Origin of the sequence: Methylobacter sp. (assembly GCF_004322395.1) — a bacterium.
In the GTDB taxonomy this organism is placed as follows: Bacteria; Pseudomonadota; Gammaproteobacteria; order Methylococcales; family Methylomonadaceae; genus Methylobacter_A.
The window spans coordinates 1-16549 of record NZ_SCTW01000008.1; the positions used below are offsets into that span (position 1 = coordinate 1).

At 46.3% G+C, this 16549-nt stretch carries 15 protein-coding genes; 4 read left to right on the forward strand and 11 right to left on the reverse strand.

Features of this window, described 5'->3' with window-relative positions; genetic code table 11:
- Nucleotides 1–49: 49 nt before the first annotated feature.
- Complete coding sequence (locus EPO18_RS00605; RefSeq protein WP_292429066.1) at nucleotides 50–1219, reverse strand: PilT/PilU family type 4a pilus ATPase; 1170 nt, start codon at nucleotides 1217–1219, stop codon at nucleotides 50–52.
- 441 nt (nucleotides 1220–1660) lie between these two features.
- Here EPO18_RS00605 and EPO18_RS00610 point away from each other — a divergent pair, with 441 nt between their 5' ends.
- Nucleotides 1661–2647 (forward strand): cyclic nucleotide-binding domain-containing protein, encoded by a 987-nt coding sequence (locus EPO18_RS00610; protein ID WP_292429069.1) that lies wholly within the window; start codon nucleotides 1661–1663, stop codon nucleotides 2645–2647.
- Between the two features lie 200 nt (nucleotides 2648–2847).
- Complete coding sequence (msrA, locus tag EPO18_RS00615) at nucleotides 2848–3378, forward strand: peptide-methionine (S)-S-oxide reductase MsrA (RefSeq protein ID WP_292429072.1); 531 nt, start codon at nucleotides 2848–2850, stop codon at nucleotides 3376–3378.
- 27 nt (nucleotides 3379–3405) lie between these two features.
- Here the strand turns inward: msrA and EPO18_RS00620 are convergent, their stop codons facing one another.
- From EPO18_RS00620 to EPO18_RS00640, 5 genes are all read right to left on the reverse strand, one after another.
- The gene (locus EPO18_RS00620) at nucleotides 3406–4407 is read right to left on the reverse strand and encodes a sterol desaturase family protein (protein ID WP_292429075.1); all 1002 of its coding nucleotides are present in this window, start codon (nucleotides 4405–4407) and stop codon (nucleotides 3406–3408) included.
- Between the two features lie 566 nt (nucleotides 4408–4973).
- On the reverse strand, nucleotides 4974–6494 hold the full coding sequence (gene exaC / locus EPO18_RS00625) for an acetaldehyde dehydrogenase ExaC (RefSeq protein ID WP_292429078.1): 1521 nt from the start codon (nucleotides 6492–6494) through the stop codon (nucleotides 4974–4976).
- A 108-nt stretch (nucleotides 6495–6602) separates the two neighbouring features.
- Nucleotides 6603–7028, reverse strand: a complete 426-nt coding sequence (locus tag EPO18_RS00630) for a YqaA family protein (RefSeq protein WP_292429081.1) — start codon at nucleotides 7026–7028, stop codon at nucleotides 6603–6605.
- Nucleotides 7025–7708 carry a gamma-glutamyl-gamma-aminobutyrate hydrolase family protein gene (locus EPO18_RS00635; RefSeq protein WP_292429084.1) on the reverse strand — a complete coding sequence of 228 codons (684 nt, stop codon included), beginning with the start codon at nucleotides 7706–7708 and terminating at the stop codon, nucleotides 7025–7027. The genes EPO18_RS00630 and EPO18_RS00635 overlap by 4 nt, the downstream gene beginning before the upstream one ends.
- Nucleotides 7681–8685: an amidoligase family protein gene (locus EPO18_RS00640; RefSeq protein WP_292429086.1), complete on the reverse strand. Its 1005-nt coding sequence runs from the start codon at nucleotides 8683–8685 to the stop codon at nucleotides 7681–7683. Before EPO18_RS00640 ends, EPO18_RS00635 begins: the two co-directional genes overlap by 28 nt.
- Nucleotides 8686–9258: 573 nt before the next feature.
- Between EPO18_RS00640 and EPO18_RS00645 the strand changes: the two genes are divergently transcribed.
- Nucleotides 9259–9399 (forward strand): hypothetical protein, encoded by a 141-nt coding sequence (locus tag EPO18_RS00645; RefSeq protein WP_292429089.1) that lies wholly within the window; start codon nucleotides 9259–9261, stop codon nucleotides 9397–9399.
- Between the two features lie 61 nt (nucleotides 9400–9460).
- Here the strand turns inward: EPO18_RS00645 and tsaB are convergent, their stop codons facing one another.
- The 4 genes from tsaB to EPO18_RS00665 form a co-directional block, all read right to left on the reverse strand.
- Nucleotides 9461–10144, reverse strand: coding sequence for a tRNA (adenosine(37)-N6)-threonylcarbamoyltransferase complex dimerization subunit type 1 TsaB (gene tsaB / locus EPO18_RS00650; protein WP_292429092.1), 684 nt, complete (start codon nucleotides 10142–10144; stop codon nucleotides 9461–9463).
- A gap of 186 nt (nucleotides 10145–10330) precedes the next feature.
- Nucleotides 10331–12259, reverse strand: a complete 1929-nt coding sequence (locus EPO18_RS00655; protein ID WP_292429095.1) for an ATP-dependent DNA helicase — start codon at nucleotides 12257–12259, stop codon at nucleotides 10331–10333.
- 112 nt (nucleotides 12260–12371) lie between these two features.
- Nucleotides 12372–12614, reverse strand: a complete 243-nt coding sequence (locus EPO18_RS00660) for a type II toxin-antitoxin system HicA family toxin (protein WP_292429098.1) — start codon at nucleotides 12612–12614, stop codon at nucleotides 12372–12374.
- Nucleotides 12611–12817 carry a 2-oxoisovalerate dehydrogenase gene (locus EPO18_RS00665; protein ID WP_292429101.1) on the reverse strand — a complete coding sequence of 69 codons (207 nt, stop codon included), beginning with the start codon at nucleotides 12815–12817 and terminating at the stop codon, nucleotides 12611–12613. The genes EPO18_RS00660 and EPO18_RS00665 overlap by 4 nt, the downstream gene beginning before the upstream one ends.
- Before the next feature lie 269 nt (nucleotides 12818–13086).
- Between EPO18_RS00665 and EPO18_RS00670 the strand changes: the two genes are divergently transcribed.
- Nucleotides 13087–14736: a multicopper oxidase family protein gene (locus EPO18_RS00670; protein ID WP_292429104.1), complete on the forward strand. Its 1650-nt coding sequence runs from the start codon at nucleotides 13087–13089 to the stop codon at nucleotides 14734–14736.
- A 177-nt stretch (nucleotides 14737–14913) separates the two neighbouring features.
- On the opposite strand, the gene EPO18_RS00675 is transcribed toward EPO18_RS00670, so the two are convergent.
- Nucleotides 14914–16470, reverse strand: coding sequence for a bacteriohemerythrin (locus EPO18_RS00675; protein WP_292429107.1), 1557 nt, complete (start codon nucleotides 16468–16470; stop codon nucleotides 14914–14916).
- Nucleotides 16471–16549: the final 79 nt, after the last annotated feature.

Below are 16549 nucleotides of genomic sequence, written 5' to 3' on the forward strand. Positions count from 1 at the left end.
TTTTCCAGCATTAATTTTAAATAAGGTGTCAGGCTCATGAATGTTCCCTTTATATATTCTTGTGAAAAACGCCCATGCCGTCCTCGTCACTGCCGTCATCTTTCGATTGCAGCGAAAGTCCGCCGGTCGACCGGTCTTCGCCGGATGCCAACTTAATCTGCAAGCGCAACTCATTTTGAGAGTCGGCATTTCTTAAGGCCTCTTCATAATCTATTTTGCCCGCCTGATAAAGTTCCAATAAGGCTTGATCAAAGGTTTGCATACCTAACTCACGAGATTTGGCCATCAGCGGCTTGATACTGGAGGCTTCGCCTTTGGCAATATAATCTGAAATCAACGGTGTATTTAATAAAATCTCAATAGCTGCACAACGTCCGCCATCCACAGTTTTAACCAGACGCTGAGAAATAATGGCGCGTAAATTGACCGAAATATCCTGCATCAATTTTGTCTGAGCCTCCATGGGGAAAAAACCCAAAATCCGGTCGATTGCTTGATTCGCATTGTTTGCATGCAAAGTAGCCAACGCTAAATGGCCGGTCTGGGAAAACTCCAGTCCATAATCCATAATCTCGGCGCTACGAATTTCGCCCAACACGATAACATCAGGGGCTTGCCGTAAAGTGTTGTGTAGCCCTGCCTCCCAGCTCTTGGTATCGACACCGACTTCTCGTTGCATGACAATGCAATTTTTATGAGCATGCACATATTCAATGGGATCTTCCAGAGTGATAATATGCCCGTAACTGTTCGCATTACGGTGGTCGATCATTGCCGCCATAGACGTTGATTTACCTGAACCTGTACCGCCGACCATGATAATCAGGCCATTTTTGTTCATCATCACGTCTTTTAAAATAGGCGGCAGACCCAGCTTATCAAAATTGGGTATTTCTGCGGCAATTACCCGGATAACTAAACCCTGGCAACCTTGCTGAACATAGGCATTGACCCGGAACCGGCATAAGCCTGCAGGCGAAATAGCAAAATTGCATTCTTGAGTTTCTTCAAACTCCTTGAGCTGCTTATCATTCATAATGCATTGCGTCAGGGCCTTGGAATCATTAGCTGATAATGCTTGCTGCGAAACCGGCGACATCTTGCCTTTGACTTTTATTGCAGGTGGAAAACCAGCGGTAATAAATAAATCAGACCCTTCTTTATGTAACATAAGTTTGAGTAACTTAATCATAAAGTCCATCGCTTCTTTTCTTTCCATTGACTTCCCCCTGTATTAGTAGCTATATAAAGTTTTATCCGAAATGAGATAAGACTTAATTGATTATAATTTTAATTTTTAAAGTTACCTAAAAAAACACTTTCAAATTGGGTTTCCCAAATGGCATAGGAGCATAGCATAACCGGCAAGGTATTCTTGCAAAGCGCAGGAATTAATCCGGCAGCCAGTGGAAACCCAGCCATAGCCTATTTTAAATTGCGGTTACTCTTACTTTTTTTAATACTCCTGAATTGTCAGTCAAAAGCCAACATTCCGAAGATAGACTAATAACTCGTTTACTGGTACCGTGAATACCGCATAGTATTCATTTTGTGGCGCTATGCACTAAAATGGCTACAAAAAACCTATGGCGTGCTGTGTTTTTTATGGCTGAATACTAAAACCGTTAAAATTACTTGTTTATAAAAGGACAATAGTTAGATGTTTATAGAAGAGACTCAAGACGATTCAGATGACTGGATGTCGGCATTATTGAGATCACCTATTTTTCAACGCCTACCACCTACCAACTTACAAAAAATCTTAATGAGTCTGGAAGCAGTCCATTTTAATAAGGGTGAAGTGATTGTCGATCAAGGTACAATGGGAGATTACTACTACTTAATAAAAAACGGCCACTGCGAGTTAACGCGTAAGCCATCGCCTAACGCAAAAGAAATTAAATTAGCCCGGATGTCTGCCGGCGATACCTTTGGCGAAGACTCGCTGCTTTCCGATGCACCCAGAAACGGATCGATTAGAGCGCTAACCGATATCTCTTTATTACGGCTTAACAAGCCACAATTTGTTTCTCTAATAAAAGAGCCGTCGCTTGCGTTTGTTAACTATACAGAGATGCAGGAGGTTGTGAAGCAGGGCGCTATATTGCTGGATGTACGCACACCTGACGAATATGAGAGCAACCATATTGATGGCAGTATTAATGAGCCTTTTTTTTCATTAAGAATGCAGCTTAAAACATTAGATAAGGAAAAGCCTATCATTGTAGTTTGCAGTGACGGCAAAACCAGTGAGGCAGCGGTATTTTTATTGCTCAGGAATAAAATCAACGCAATGATCTTGAAAGGCGGAATGGCAGGCATTAACCCCGAGCCGAAGCATGATGCCACCCCCTCCGGTACAACTGATGATATTGAGGTTGTTCTTGATCGTCCCGAAATGATTCATCAGGAATGTGCAGTAAAACAACCCGATAATAACGTCAGTGCCTCCAACAACGCTCAGGACGAACACATAAGATTGCTTCAATTAGAAATTGAGGCACTTAAAATGACAAACCAGCAGCTCAATGATAAGTGCATGAAACTGGAGTTTGACAAGCAAAATGCCGAAAAACAAGCCCGGTTAATGCATAAACAATTGGAAAAATTAACCCAGGTGTTGGATAAACTTAAAGCAGGGGAATAACTTGCATAAAAACTGCCCTCGAGCTACCGCCTTCAGCTTATAATCAACCTTTAGGATTAAGAAAACACCACACAGCCTTGTATGACGACATCGAAAAATAAACAATGATGAAGAGCGCTAACCTTATACTCAGATTAATGTTGCTTGGCATTCTTGGGCTTGGGATGGGAACTACAGTTGCGGCCTCGGACCGAACTTACATGAACAAAGCAACTTTCGCCGGCGGCTGTTTTTGGTGTATGGTGTCGGCCTTCGATAATTTACCTGGAGTAGTTGAAGTTATTTCCGGCTACACAGGCGGGCATACGAAAAATCCGACTTACGAAGAAGTCTCAGCAGAGGAAACAGGCCACGCCGAAGCCGTGCAAATATTCTACGATCCAGCTAAAATCAGTTATGCACAATTGCTGGATGTCTTTTGGCACAACATTGACCCTACCGTGAGTGATCGTCAATTCTGCGATGTCGGTTCCTCGTACCGTGCAGAGATTTTTTACCATGACGAAGAGCAGCAGCGCTTAGCCGAACAATCAAAGGCCGAACTGACGCTATCCAAACCGTTCAAGGAACCTATCGTCACCAAAATCACAGCCGCTTCTGTATTTTATCCAGCAGAAGAATATCACCAACATTACTATCTAAAAAATCCGGTGCGTTACAAGTTTTACTATTACAGCTGCGGCAGGGCTCAACGTTTAGAAGAACTATGGGGGGATACGCTCGAACACTAAGCGCTTAAAGACCAAGCCGCTCTCTAGTTAATCTGTTCCCCAAAACAATAGACGATTCTGGTTTTTGACATCTAACGCATTGCTTATGCTTCCAGACAAATCCCGCCATTTCTGTTTTAGATTATTCCTGACCTGTTCCTCGCCGTAAACCAATCTGATTATTTCACTTTTTGCTTCCAGCCAATCCCGAAGCTCATTACCTGGCCTAAAACCGCGTTTTTCAGCTTTGTAATAGGCCGCTTCAGCGATCATTACCTCAAGATTAACAGGGTGGACGGATGGACTGCTCGTAAAACCGCCTTTCACCAAACTTAACAGGTCTTGCGGAGAGCTTCCGTTAAGGCCTATTGCGGCTGGTTTCAGCTCTGCCAGAGTGCCAAACAGGCGATCCCATATTGACAAAACTGCGCCATAATTACGGTCATGTTCATGACGTTGAGTCGAATGGTGAACTCGGTGCAAATACGGCGTAATAATTACCCGGCCAAGAAATTTTTCACCTCGAAATGAGATATTAGAGTGATGCATCATGGTGAAGGAAGTAATTATCATCTCATTCACGAATAGCAATGACCCTTTTATTCCTAAAGCGATAATCAGCATCGCCTTCATAGCGTTGATAATTAATATTTCCAGAAAATGTATCCGAAATGCCGTAGAAACATTTAAATATGGATCATTGTGATGCACCTTGTGAAACACCCACAAGCAATCGAAGCTGTGACTGGCTTTATGCAAAACATACAGCAACAAATCGATCGCTAAAAACGAAAGAACCGGTTTCCATATCGGATTCGGGATATAGTTGAGCAGCCCATTATCAGCATATTTTTCAGCCAAAACCAGTAATGATGGAATTGACAATAACGATATCAAAACACTGTTAAATACAAACAATTCGATGTTTATTCGATAGGACTGCCGCAACTGTTTTGTGAGCAGCTTTTCTCTGGGATCGCAAAACTCAAAAATCACGAACAGGACAAAAAACAGGATCAGAACATAGGCGGCCATCCCTTCTGACGGCATGTTTATGAGCCACATTAGATAGGATTGAAGTAGAGTAGTTAAAGATTTAAGTTCGTTTAACATTGTCATCTCCTCATTACAAAACTGGCGTAAATAATTAGAGCAAAGTTATCTTAACTAGAGATTATTAACTGATGTTACGCAGTTAACTGAATTTAGATCGTTTTAATATAAAGGTGCCGCTAGCGCGACGCTTAATTGAATCAGCTTCTCGCATCTGAAGGCGAGATACTTTCTTTTGCGTCGCCTCGGCAATAGCTCCTGCATTGCTCTACTTCCTGCGTCCATGCAGTCATAAAGCACCTACTGTTGGTGCTCTCGGCAACCGCTCCCTGCGTCGCCTAAAGCGCCTACTGTTGGTGCTCTACCTCCCTATCCGTGGGGTCGTACCTCCTGCATGACCCACAGGGATGTGGGGGCCGCGATTGTTCCATACAATCTTGCGGTATTTCCTCCATCCATGGAGGTCAATGCAGAGAAATAACTGGATCATTTCCTGTCCATGCAATCTTAGAGGCGTTTACTTTGGGCATTCACGTTCTATTTTTCTAAATGCCGAATAAAATCTAAAAAAATCCCAGCGGATTAATATCGTAGCTGACCAGCATATTTTTAGTTTGTTGATAATGATTTAACATCATCTTGTGGGTTTCACGACCCACGCCCGATTTCTTATAGCCGCCGAAAGCCGCATGAGCCGGATAATGGTGATAACAGTTAACCCATACGCGACCGGTCTGAATGCCCCGCCCCATACGATAAGCGCGATTCATATCATGCGTCCAAACACCCGCGCCCAAACCAAACTGAGTGTCGTTGGCAATTTCTAACGCTTCGGCCTCATCTTTAAATGTGGTGACCGATATGACCGGACCGAAAATCTCTTCCTGAAAAATACGCATCTTATTGCCGCCTTTCATGATCGTCGGTTCGATATAGTAACCTTCAGAGAACCCGCCGCCTAAAGACTCGGCCTTGCCCCCGATTAAAACTTCAGCACCCTCGTCTTTACCAATTTGCAGATAACCCAGAATCTTATCAAACTGTTGTTTAGAGGCTTGCGCGCCGACCATTGTCTCGGTATCCAGCGGATTGCCGCGTTTAATCTGCTTAGCACGTGCAATAACTTTAGCGATAAAAGCATCATAGATGGATTCTTGAACCAACAGCCGCGACGGACAGGTACAAACCTCGCCCTGATTGAAGAATGCCAGCACCGCCCCTTCTATGCATTTGCTGACAAAATCATCTTCTTGATTTAATACGTCTTCAAAAAAGATATTCGGTGATTTTCCGCCCAGCTCAACGGTTGACGGAATGATGTTCTCTGCCGCGCATTTTAAAATATGCGAACCGACAGGAGTTGAGCCGGTAAAGGCTATTTTTGCAATCCGCGTGCTGGTCGCCAACGCTTGGCCCGCTTCCGCACCAAAACCATTAACAATATTAACTACGCCTGCGGGCAGTAAATCGCCGATTAATTCCATCAGTACCAAAATAGACGCGGGAGTTTGTTCAGCCGGCTTCATGACCACGCAATTGCCTGCGGCCAACGCCGGAGCTAATTTCCAACAGGCCATCAGCAGCGGAAAGTTCCACGGAATGATCTGCCCGACCACACCCAATGGTTCGTGAAAGTGATAAGCGACGGTATTTTTGTCGATTTCACCGATTGAGCCTTCCTGAGCGCGAATGCATCCGGCGAAGTAACGAAAATGATCGACGCACAGCGGAATATCCGCTGCCAACGTTTCGCGCACTGCTTTGCCGTTATCCCAGGTTTCGGCAACAGCCAACGTTTCAAGATTCGCTTCAATCCGTTCGGCTATCTTTAATAATATATTTGATCGTTCAGTGACCGAGGTTTCTCCCCAAGCCGCTTTGGCAGAATGAGCCGCATCTAGGGCCAGCTCAATATCTTCGGCACTGGAGCGCGGTATTTCACAGAAAACCTTGCCGTTAATCGGGCTTGAGTTTTCAAAGTACTGACCTTTGACTGGATCGACCCAACCGCCGCCGATGAAATTTTGATAACGGGATTTAAAGTTAACTTTACTGCCTGACTGGTTTGGTTCGCTATAAAGCATGGCTTTCACCTAAATATGGATGTGGAGGTGATTGATTCTATCATTGTTACCCTATGTCGAATAACCTTACTTGTTATTACATCACGACGATATAAAAATCATAGGCCATCATAAAACTTGACCCGATAATATGATGATGACTGCGTAACGCATGGCTTTGCCAAATCCCACCAGAACTACAAAGATACCCAGATTTACTTTCATGACGCCGGCGATAAATGTTAAGGCATCTCCGCCAACCGGCAACCAAGCCAATAATAATGACCAAACGCCGAAATGCTGGTACCAGCGCTGGTAACGATGCAACTTTGAGGATGGGAATGGAAACCAGCGTCTATGTTCAAAATGCACTAGATAACGGCCTAACAGCCAGTTGACGACAGCGCCTAAAGTATTGCCTGTCGATGCAAACAACCAAAGCAGCCAAGGATCATAGCCCGCAGCCAACAAACCGACCAGCGCCACTTCCGAATAAAACGGAATCAACGTAGCGGCCAAAAAGCTCACTCCAAATAAACTCAAATAAGCGGTCATATTACCTGCCGTGCGGATTGAACCAGCGCGCGAAAAAGATTACGTTGATACGATATATAAAGTAAATATTCAGGATGCCATTGAACCCCGATCAAGAATAATCGCGACGGGTCTTCTACCGCCTGCACAATATTATCCAAATCGCGGCCGGCAATTCTTAAGCCGCTACCCAACTGATCGATGGCTTGCGAATGAAGGCTATTAATCTTGCAACGGCTGGTTCCCAGCAGTTCCTCAAGACGGCTATCCGGTTCTACCAACAGGGTTTTCACCGGCAATACCGTCCAGCGGTTACGTGTATAGCAGCGCAATTTACGTAGGTCCTGATGTAAATTGCCGCCCAGATAGGTGTTAAGCAGTTGTTCGCCGCGGCAGATAGCCAACATAGGTATGTCCTGTTTCAAGGCTTTTTCGATATAAACTAATTCGAACATATCCCTTTCCTTGTCATAACGTGTATTGGGCAATATCTCTGATTCATAAAGCGATGGATAAATATCATCGCCGCCGCCGATTACGATACCGTTTAATTTCTCATGCAGATGCGAGTTCTTTGGTGTGAGCCGTAAGGGTTTGCCTCCGGCCCAGATAATCGCATAACGAGTAAAATACCAGGCGCGATCCCCACCTTTATCGGGCCCTGTTACGCCGATTAAAGGCCGCGATAATGTTTCAGGCATATTTCAGCCGTCTCCGTCCAATCCTGAAACAGTTCGGATAAAGACCTGTTCAGGAAACTCATATACGCCAAGCATATTGCATTCAAGCATTCGGGATTACAGGCCAGCCTTTCGACCATTAGCCAGTTATGCCAATCGATATCAATATTCCAGCCGGGCTGATCAATTAGGCAGTTGGGTAACCGGTAATGCAAAGTGGGGCGGGCGTGAACACGATCATCGTTAATAACCGACAGCGTCCTGCTTTTATCGAGATAGGCAAATAACGGCAGCATATCCAGAGCCCGGTTGCGGGTAGGATTAGCTATCAGGTAATCATCAATTAACCTGTCCTGATCGGGATGGTAATCCAAATCAATCACCTGCCGGATATAGTCACTTGGAAACGGGGAAATATAACCGGTCATCGAGCGGGTCAAATCGATATTGCTACGTTGAACCAACCAATCATAAAGACAAAGAAAAGCTTTTAAATAAGAAACGATTGTTTCAGGATCCAGGCTAGGCAATTCCGGATTGAAATGCAGGCCAAAAGCATACAATGCCCCCATCTCTGTGCCTTGCGCGCCCGATTGCCGTAATCGCCGAATCAATAGCTCCAGTTCGCCGAGACGATCCATAGGAATTGGCGGCGAGACAACTTCAAAAGGCACCAGTTGCTCGGCCGCCATACGCAAAATCACCTCGGACCATTCATCAAGCTGGGCTAGGAAATCCTCAGGATTCTGCTTGTAACGGCCTTTTTCCTTCAGATATTGAAAATCCAGTTCAACTTTAAAATCGCCCAAACTCGTGTTCGTAATCGTACTTTCATAAGCAGTGTTTACTATGATGGTACCCCCGAACTGTTCGTGAATCAGCAGGGCAATGTTTTCGAGAGTCAGCCCGGAAAATTCAAGCTCTACGCCTACACGCCTCATTTCCCCTGATGTTTTGATGCTGATCGGCGGAAGAAGGAAATTGGAAGTCTGATGCATAGCTGCCTTTTTTTAATGGCTATTGATGGAACGGAAACCGAAATGCGCCAATCTTAATCGCCGAAAGAGCAGCTCATTATCTCCTGAGCTTAATAAAGATCAATAAGTCTAAATACTTAAGATGAATGGCTAAGAAAGCGGGCAATTACATTAACCATTTAAAAACTGGCCATCTTGCCGCTGCACTCGCTCTGAATCGAGGTCTCGCCGCCAAACTGGAACAACGCGACAAAGCGGGACTAAAAATTCGGCAATCATTGCGGTTATTTTTAGCGTCCGCCACATTAAAAACACTCATTTACTGCTGAATAACTGCTGATTATTCTGTTGTTTTTACGCAAAAATAGTAAGCAATCTGGATTCATCTATTCGTTTATTTATACGCGGGATCAGTGGCAAATACCCAGCACGTAAACTTGCAAAAAAACAACTTGTTGTGGACTAACCACTGGTTATTTAAAGCACCTAAAAACCGGAACCAGCTCTCATTTAATTGATAATTAAATTTCTTGTTTTACTTATTTAATGGGTGGAATATCACGCTTAAATCAAACAAATATTGGATGACTAATCATGAAAATTTTAAACATACTGGTTTTACTGGCCTCTCTTTTTGCGATAGCCGGCGCTGCTTTTTTCCAGTTTTTGGTTTTACTGACAAATGCACTATTTGCTCAGCCGGTTCATAATCGGCATTCCTCCTGGCTTGGCTAGGGAAGTGCTGAACAAATCATTTCCGTTCATGGTCCGCAAGGCTCTTCTAAGCGCATCCGTATTAGCGCTCCGATTCTTTTTTTGCGACCTTATCCCGCAAATAAACCGGCATGGCCTGTTCTACAACAACGGCCAAGCCCTGTTCAAAACCTCGCGCGCCTAATCGGGCAATCGCCCCGGCTTTGGGAAGCATATCGGCTTTATAGCGACTGACTCGCCCTGCCAAACGGTTCATCAATTCCTGAGGGTAAACGCTCCAACCTGAACCGATGCCTACGCCGGCCAGCTCGGGAAATTCTACCTGCTCAGCCGGAGTCACAACTTCTTCGCCAACCAGTTCGGCATAGCCTTGAGCCTCTCGCCGATAAACGCCCCAGAAAATCTCGCCCATCCGCGCATCCATCGCAACAAAGGCTACGTTCTCATCATTGTGATCGAAAAAATCCTGGGCTATGGCCGCCAAGGTGGATACGGGGACTACCGGCAAATCGGCGCCCAAGGCGATACCCTGAATTACGCCGGTGGCAATCCGTACGCCGGTAAACGAACCGGGGCCGCGACTGAACGCCAGCGCATCAAGCTGTTGCGGCTTTAAACCCGCCTCTGTCATCAACGAATCAATCATCGGCAAAATCAGCTTGGTATGTTCTTTGGGAGTCAGCTCAAAACGTTCTTTTATATCGCCATCAATAAACAGCGCTGCCGAGCAAGCTTCGGTCGATGTTTCTACTGCCAATAGTTTCATTATTTGGTCTCTGTGGTAATTAAGAAACGTGCGTGAATGATTTTTTTAAACCATGAAAAGCATGAAGGACATGAAGACTTAAATCCTCCATGTTCTTCATGCTCTTCATGGTAATTGCTTAAATAAATTTAGGCAGGTCCTAAGCTAATTTCATGATTTGATGCGTAGGGGGGTACCATGCGCACCTTAGTCTTCGTCCTGAAAAAACGCCCGTACATCCTCTATATCGCGGGTGCGCTTCATTGCCGGTACGCTGTCTAAAAATATTTGCCCGTACGACTTTTTTAACAAGCGAGGGTCGCAGACCATCAATACGCCTCGGTCTGTTACGTCGCGGATCAATCGGCCTATGCCCTGCCTTAACGCAATCACGGCGGTAGGCAACTGGTATTCGAAGAACGAGTTCCGCCCTTGTTTGGTCATCGCATCCAATCTCGCTTTTAATACCGGATCGCCGGGCGAGGCAAAAGGCAGTTTGTCGATAATGACGCAAGATAAGGCCTCGCCCCTGACATCTACGCCTTCCCAAAAACTTGATGTGCCCAGCAGCACGGCATTACCCGCCGCTTTAAACTGCTCCAGCAACAAAGCTTTGGGGCGGCTGCCCTGAATCAGCAACGGGAAATCGACTTTTTTCTCCAACAATTCGGCAGCCTCTTTCAGCGCGCGATGACTGGTAAACAGGAAAAACGCCCTGCCCTTGCTGGCCTGCAACACCGGCACGGCAAACTCAATAATCAGCGGGATAAACGAAGGATCATTGGGCTGTGGCAAGCCTTTAGGATGATAAAACAAGGATTGGTTAGCATAATCGAAAGGACTGCCCCAACTTTCGCTGGCTGCGTTGCTCAGCCCCAAGTTATTGGCGAAATGGTCGAACCTGTTCGCTACGCTTAAAGTCGCCGAGGTAAAAATCCACGCTGCTTGGTGTTGCTGCATGAAAGAACGGAATTCCGCAGCAATATCCAGCGGTGTCCGGCTTAAGGTAAAGGTGCTTTTATAGGTCTCATACCAGCGTATCCACTTGCCACTGTTGTCTTCGAGAATAATTTTTAACTGTTGCAGTAGTTCGTCGGCGCGCTTGAAACACGAGTCCAAGCCTTTGGTTTTAACCGATGCCAGCTCCAGTTGATCAGCCAAGCGCTGTAACTGGTCTTTAACAGCAGTCAACGATCCGGAAATTTTGGGATTGTTTTCGATGTCCTGCCAATCGCCGCGTTTAAGCTCAATGCCGAACGCCAGCCTCATGTCTTTGACCTCGTGTTCCAGGTCTTCGCAGGCGGTACGCAAGGCGGGCATGTCGGTTGCGTCTTTAAAATATTCCATCAATGCGTCTTTGGCCAGATCATTCATCTGCTTGGCGCTGACGGTAATGCCTAAAAAGTTGGAGGCGGTATCGGCCAGTTGATGCGCTTCGTCGATAATAACAACTTCGGCATCGGGCAATAATTCGCCGAAACCGCTGTCGCGTATCGACCAGTCTGCGCACAGCAAATGATGGTTAACGACCAATATTTCGCTTTCCTGGGCTTTTTTCCTGGCCTTAACCAAAAAACAATCGGCGTAATCCGGACAATCCTGTCCCAGACAATTATCCAGCGACGAAGTCGCCTGATACCAGACCGGGTCGGCTTCTGCTACTTCGGACATTTCCGAAACATCGCCTATTTTGGTTCGTTTTGACCAGGATTGGATTTTTGCCAGCGCAACGGCATCTTCCTTACTGAAACCCAGCGTGGAAGTTAATGCGTTTTTCAGCCGATAGGTGCATAAATAATTGCTGCGGCCTTTTAGCAACGCGGCGATAAACGGCATTTTGATCGCCTTGCGGATCACCGGCAAATCCTTGTTAAACAGCTGATCCTGAAGATTTTTGGTGCCGGTCGAGATAATGACTTTTTTGCCGGACAAAATGGCGGGTACCAAATAAGCAAAGGTCTTGCCGGTGCCGGTTCCGGCTTCGGCGATTAAATTCTGGTTTGCTTCAATGGCACGGGCAATCGCCTCGGCCATTTCAACCTGGGCGGCTCGTGGCTGATAGCCGGGAATGACTTCCGCCAATCCGCCGTTGCTACCGAAAAATGCTTCCAGTTCTGTTAATTGATTCTCTTGCACTGTTTTTTGTTTGCTATTTTAAAGTCGACCGGCACGAGCGGTTCACTTTTTATCCTGATTAAAATATGAAAACTTGCCGACTTGAAAGCTTGAAAATAAGGGAAAGAAAAAATCAAGGAAAGAGACATTTGAGCAATTCGTGACGAGTAAGCTTAAAGTGTGCCTCGATGTCCGTAAGAATAGCCACCAATGTACCTATTTTTAAAGGGTTATGAGCAGGAATAGTTATGTGATGTTCGCCGTTTTCAAAGGTTGTTAGTCGTATGTGGCTGCCGGTCTGACGCGTAACATGGTATCCGAGTTCCGCAAGTGCTTTTGCAAGCCCTGTTCCGGTAATGTCGCGAGGGAGTTTCAAACTGCAAGGACTTCTTCGCGAACGAAATGCAGGCGAATCATCTTTGGCGCTTTCTCTCCATCGAAGTGGCAGCGAACAGCGTCCTGGACATTGGCGTGGAGTTCTTCATGGGTATCCGCATCGATAAAAATAGATTCGCCGAGCGCCTTAGCCGTATACCCCCCTTCCGGAGCGTCTTCTACAATAAAGAAAATTTCGTTCATGGTTTACTCCTTACGGTCGGGAGTAAATACTAACAAAGTATCAGTAATCATGCAAAAACCATAAGTTAAGCGTTTTTACCAAATTTAAAGGATGGCCTGTTTTCTATAAGCCTTTGGTGAATCACTGCTCCGGCAGCCTAAAGATGAATTCACTTGCGTCAGCAGCATTGACTAATCATTGCTTATGTAGTCTGATCTCGTTGCGAACATCCTGACACAAAGCCGCATATTCCAACGTGCCAATATCAATTGAATCGAGGTAAATCCAGATGAAAAAGACTAATTTGCAACGCCGCAAGCTATTAAAATATGCCGGAATAGGCATTGCCGGAGCGGTCACTTACCCGAGCTGGACGCAGGCAGCTAGCGAACTTGTCAGGGTCAACAGGCCGTCTGCCGATTTTCTTCCCGACGTTGAAATCGAACTGACCATGAACACGGCTGACGTGGCCGTCTTACAAGGTGAAAAAACCCATATCTGGAAAATTACCGGCAAGGTCATAAAAGGCCCTTCAGGCGTACTCGACAATAATGAAGGCACCTATCTGGCTCCTACCCTGAGCTTTAAAAAAGGCCAAAAAGTCAGGCTGATTCTTAACAACAATTTGCCGGCCCAATCGATCCTGCACTGGCATGGTTTGCATGTGCCCGCCAACATGGACGGCAATCCGATGTATGCGATCGATCGAGGCGAAACCTATGTCTATGAATTCGAAATACTCAACCGGGCGGGCACCTATTTTTATCACTCCCATACCCACAGCGTCACGGCCCGGCAAGTCTATTCCGGCTTGGCAGGCCTGTTAATCGTCAGCGACGACCAGGAGCAGGCGCTGAATTTACCGAACGGCGATTTTGATGTGCCGCTGGTAATTCAGGATCGCAGCTTTGACGACCAGAACCAACTGGTTTATTCAGCCCACATGATGCAGCGTATGCAAGGTTTTCTGGGCGATCAGATTCTGGTCAACGGTAAGCCTAATTTTGTGTTGCCGGTGGCGACACGCGCCTATCGTCTCCGGCTGGTCAACGGCTCTAATTCCCGTATTTATAAACTGGCCTGGGATGACGGCACTCCTCTCACTGTAATAGGCGTTGACGGCGGCTTGCTGGAAAGTCCCGAGCAACATGCTTACGTAATGCTGTCTCCAGGAGAAAGAGTAGAAGTTTGGATGGACTTTAGCGGACGGGCGGTAGGCAACGAGCTGACCATGCGCAGCCTCCAGTTTGATACTTCCGCGCATGGCGCCATGGGTATGATGGGAGGCGGACATCGAGGTATGATGGGCGGTGGAATGATGGGGGGCCGGCATCGAGGCATGATGGGAGGTGGAATGATGGGAGGCGGTATGATGTCGGTCAGCGCCTTGCCTTCAGGATCGGACTATCCCCTCTTAAAAATCCGGGTCGCCAAAAAAGAGCAAGGCAATAATACTTTGCCAAAGATCCTAACTCCGATCACCGCACTGCATGTCAAAAATGCTGCAAACGCGGCCAATCCCAGAACCATCGCTTTATCCATGGAGCATATGTCAGCCTTGCTGAATGGCCGCTCTTATAAAATGGACGATGTTCAGCCGGATGAAATTATCCCGGTTAACAGCCTGCAATTAATCGAGTTCGATAACGGTTTCGGCGGCGGGATGCATGGCATGATGAACATGCCGCATCCAATGCATTTGCATGGCGAACAGTTTCAGATCGTCAAGCGGGAAATCAGCTCGGGTTCCAGCGATAACTACGCCACCGTCGCATCAGGATTTGTCAACAGCGGCTGGAAAGATACGGTTCTGGTGATGCCGGGCGAAAAGGTCACGATATTAAAACCGTTTAACGATTTTAAAGGCCTGTTCATGTACCACTGCCACAACCTGGAACACGAAGATATGGGCATGATGAGGGATTTTCTTATTAACTGATGTTACGCAATTAGTCGAATTAAGATCTTATATTTTAAGGTGTCGCTAGCGCGACGTTTATTTGAATCGGGTTTATCGCACCCGAAGGCGAGTTACTTTCTTTTGCGTCGCCAAAAGAAAGTAACCAAAGAAAAGGCGACCCGGTTGCCGCTTCTCTCCTGCGCTCCTTTGAGCATCCTACACCCTTACTAGCGAACGTAGCTGGGAATCTTCAACCAGAATATGTTTCACCAACCAGTCGCGCAAATAGGACAGGACGTCAAACTGCGCGACCAACGGATTGGCGTGCAACTCTTCGTAAAACTCGCGGATTTTTGCTTCAAAAGCATGATGTTGATACTGTTGGCGATAGGTACCTTCAAATTCATAGTGCGTCATCATCAGCTCTTCGGCACGAAAATGCACTTTGGCATAAGCATCCAATGCCTTGATTAGTCTTGCCACTTCGCGGATTCCGAGCTTATTGATGACAACATCGTATAAATCGTTGATCAGATCGAACAAGTAACGATGATGCTCGTCGATAATATCAATACCCACACTGAGACTCTCATTCCATGGCGCCCACACATCTTCTCTCGGTTCAATCGGAGGAAGCGTCAACACCTGTTTAGGGTCGATAATGTCATCGCGATATAACTCACGCACCCGTAAAATTTCGGGCATGGCAGTCTTAAACGCCTCCACGATTGCCGGATCAAAATGCTTTCCCGATTCAGAAATAATCCAGGCAGTCGCGTCCTCGACGGTCCAAGGTTTTTTATAAGGACGTGTGGAAGTTAATGCATCAAATACATCAGCCACAGAACAAATCCGCGCCAAAATCGGGATTTGTTCGCCCGCCAACCCCTGCGGATATCCCGCTCCATCCCAGCGTTCATGGTGTGACCCGGCAATATCCCGCGCAGCGGCAATTAATGCGTCATTACCCATCAAAATGGAAACACCGATATTGGTGTGCGTTTTCATGATTTCAAATTCTTCGTGAGTCAGCTTGCCCGGCTTAAGCAATACCGCATCTGCGATGCCGATTTTTCCCACGTCATGCATGGGGGCCGCGACATAAAGTAATTCTCGCTGATCCGTTGGCAACCCCATCGCCTTGGCAATCGCTTGCGCAAAATTGGCCATGCGCATGATGTGCCAGCCGGTTTCAGTGTCACGGTATTCCGACGCCAAACCCAAGTTGCGGATCGCATCCGCGCGCGCTTCCTCTAGTTCCAACTCCCGGATACGAAGTGTTTCATTGGTAAGTACCCGATGGACCAAGCCGGAAAGTGCATACGCCAAGTCGTTCATAAAGTCGAGATGAATTAATGACGATTGATAATCGAGCGGAACAAACAACACGGTGTAGCCAATTCCTTGACCATCAATGCAAAGCGGCAAAAGAAATAATCGTTGCGGCAGCTTCTGTTCATCACCATCGCCGGATAAGAACGAAACAGTTTCGACCTGGCATGTTTGAGTAATTGCAGCAGAAGAAAATATTCCGGAATCCCAACGCAAGTGCGACTCCCATGCCGGCTCCATGCCAAATTGCGCGACTTGAAAATAACTCCCCCGCGGATTAAGCAAAACTATCGCTCCTCGAGATTCCAACGGCAAATCGTGATAGTCGCGCAATATTGCAAGCAAGCGTTCAAGCATCAAATCCAAATTCGATGCGGTAGTGCTGGTAACAGTTAGCTCAAACACCCGTTTTCTGATGGACCGCAATTCTTCTTTGTACATAATGAATCCCGCCGATATTAATAGTTATAGGATGGAGTTACGAAGGAAGTTCATTGTTCTCTAATTGGTGAGCTTCGTC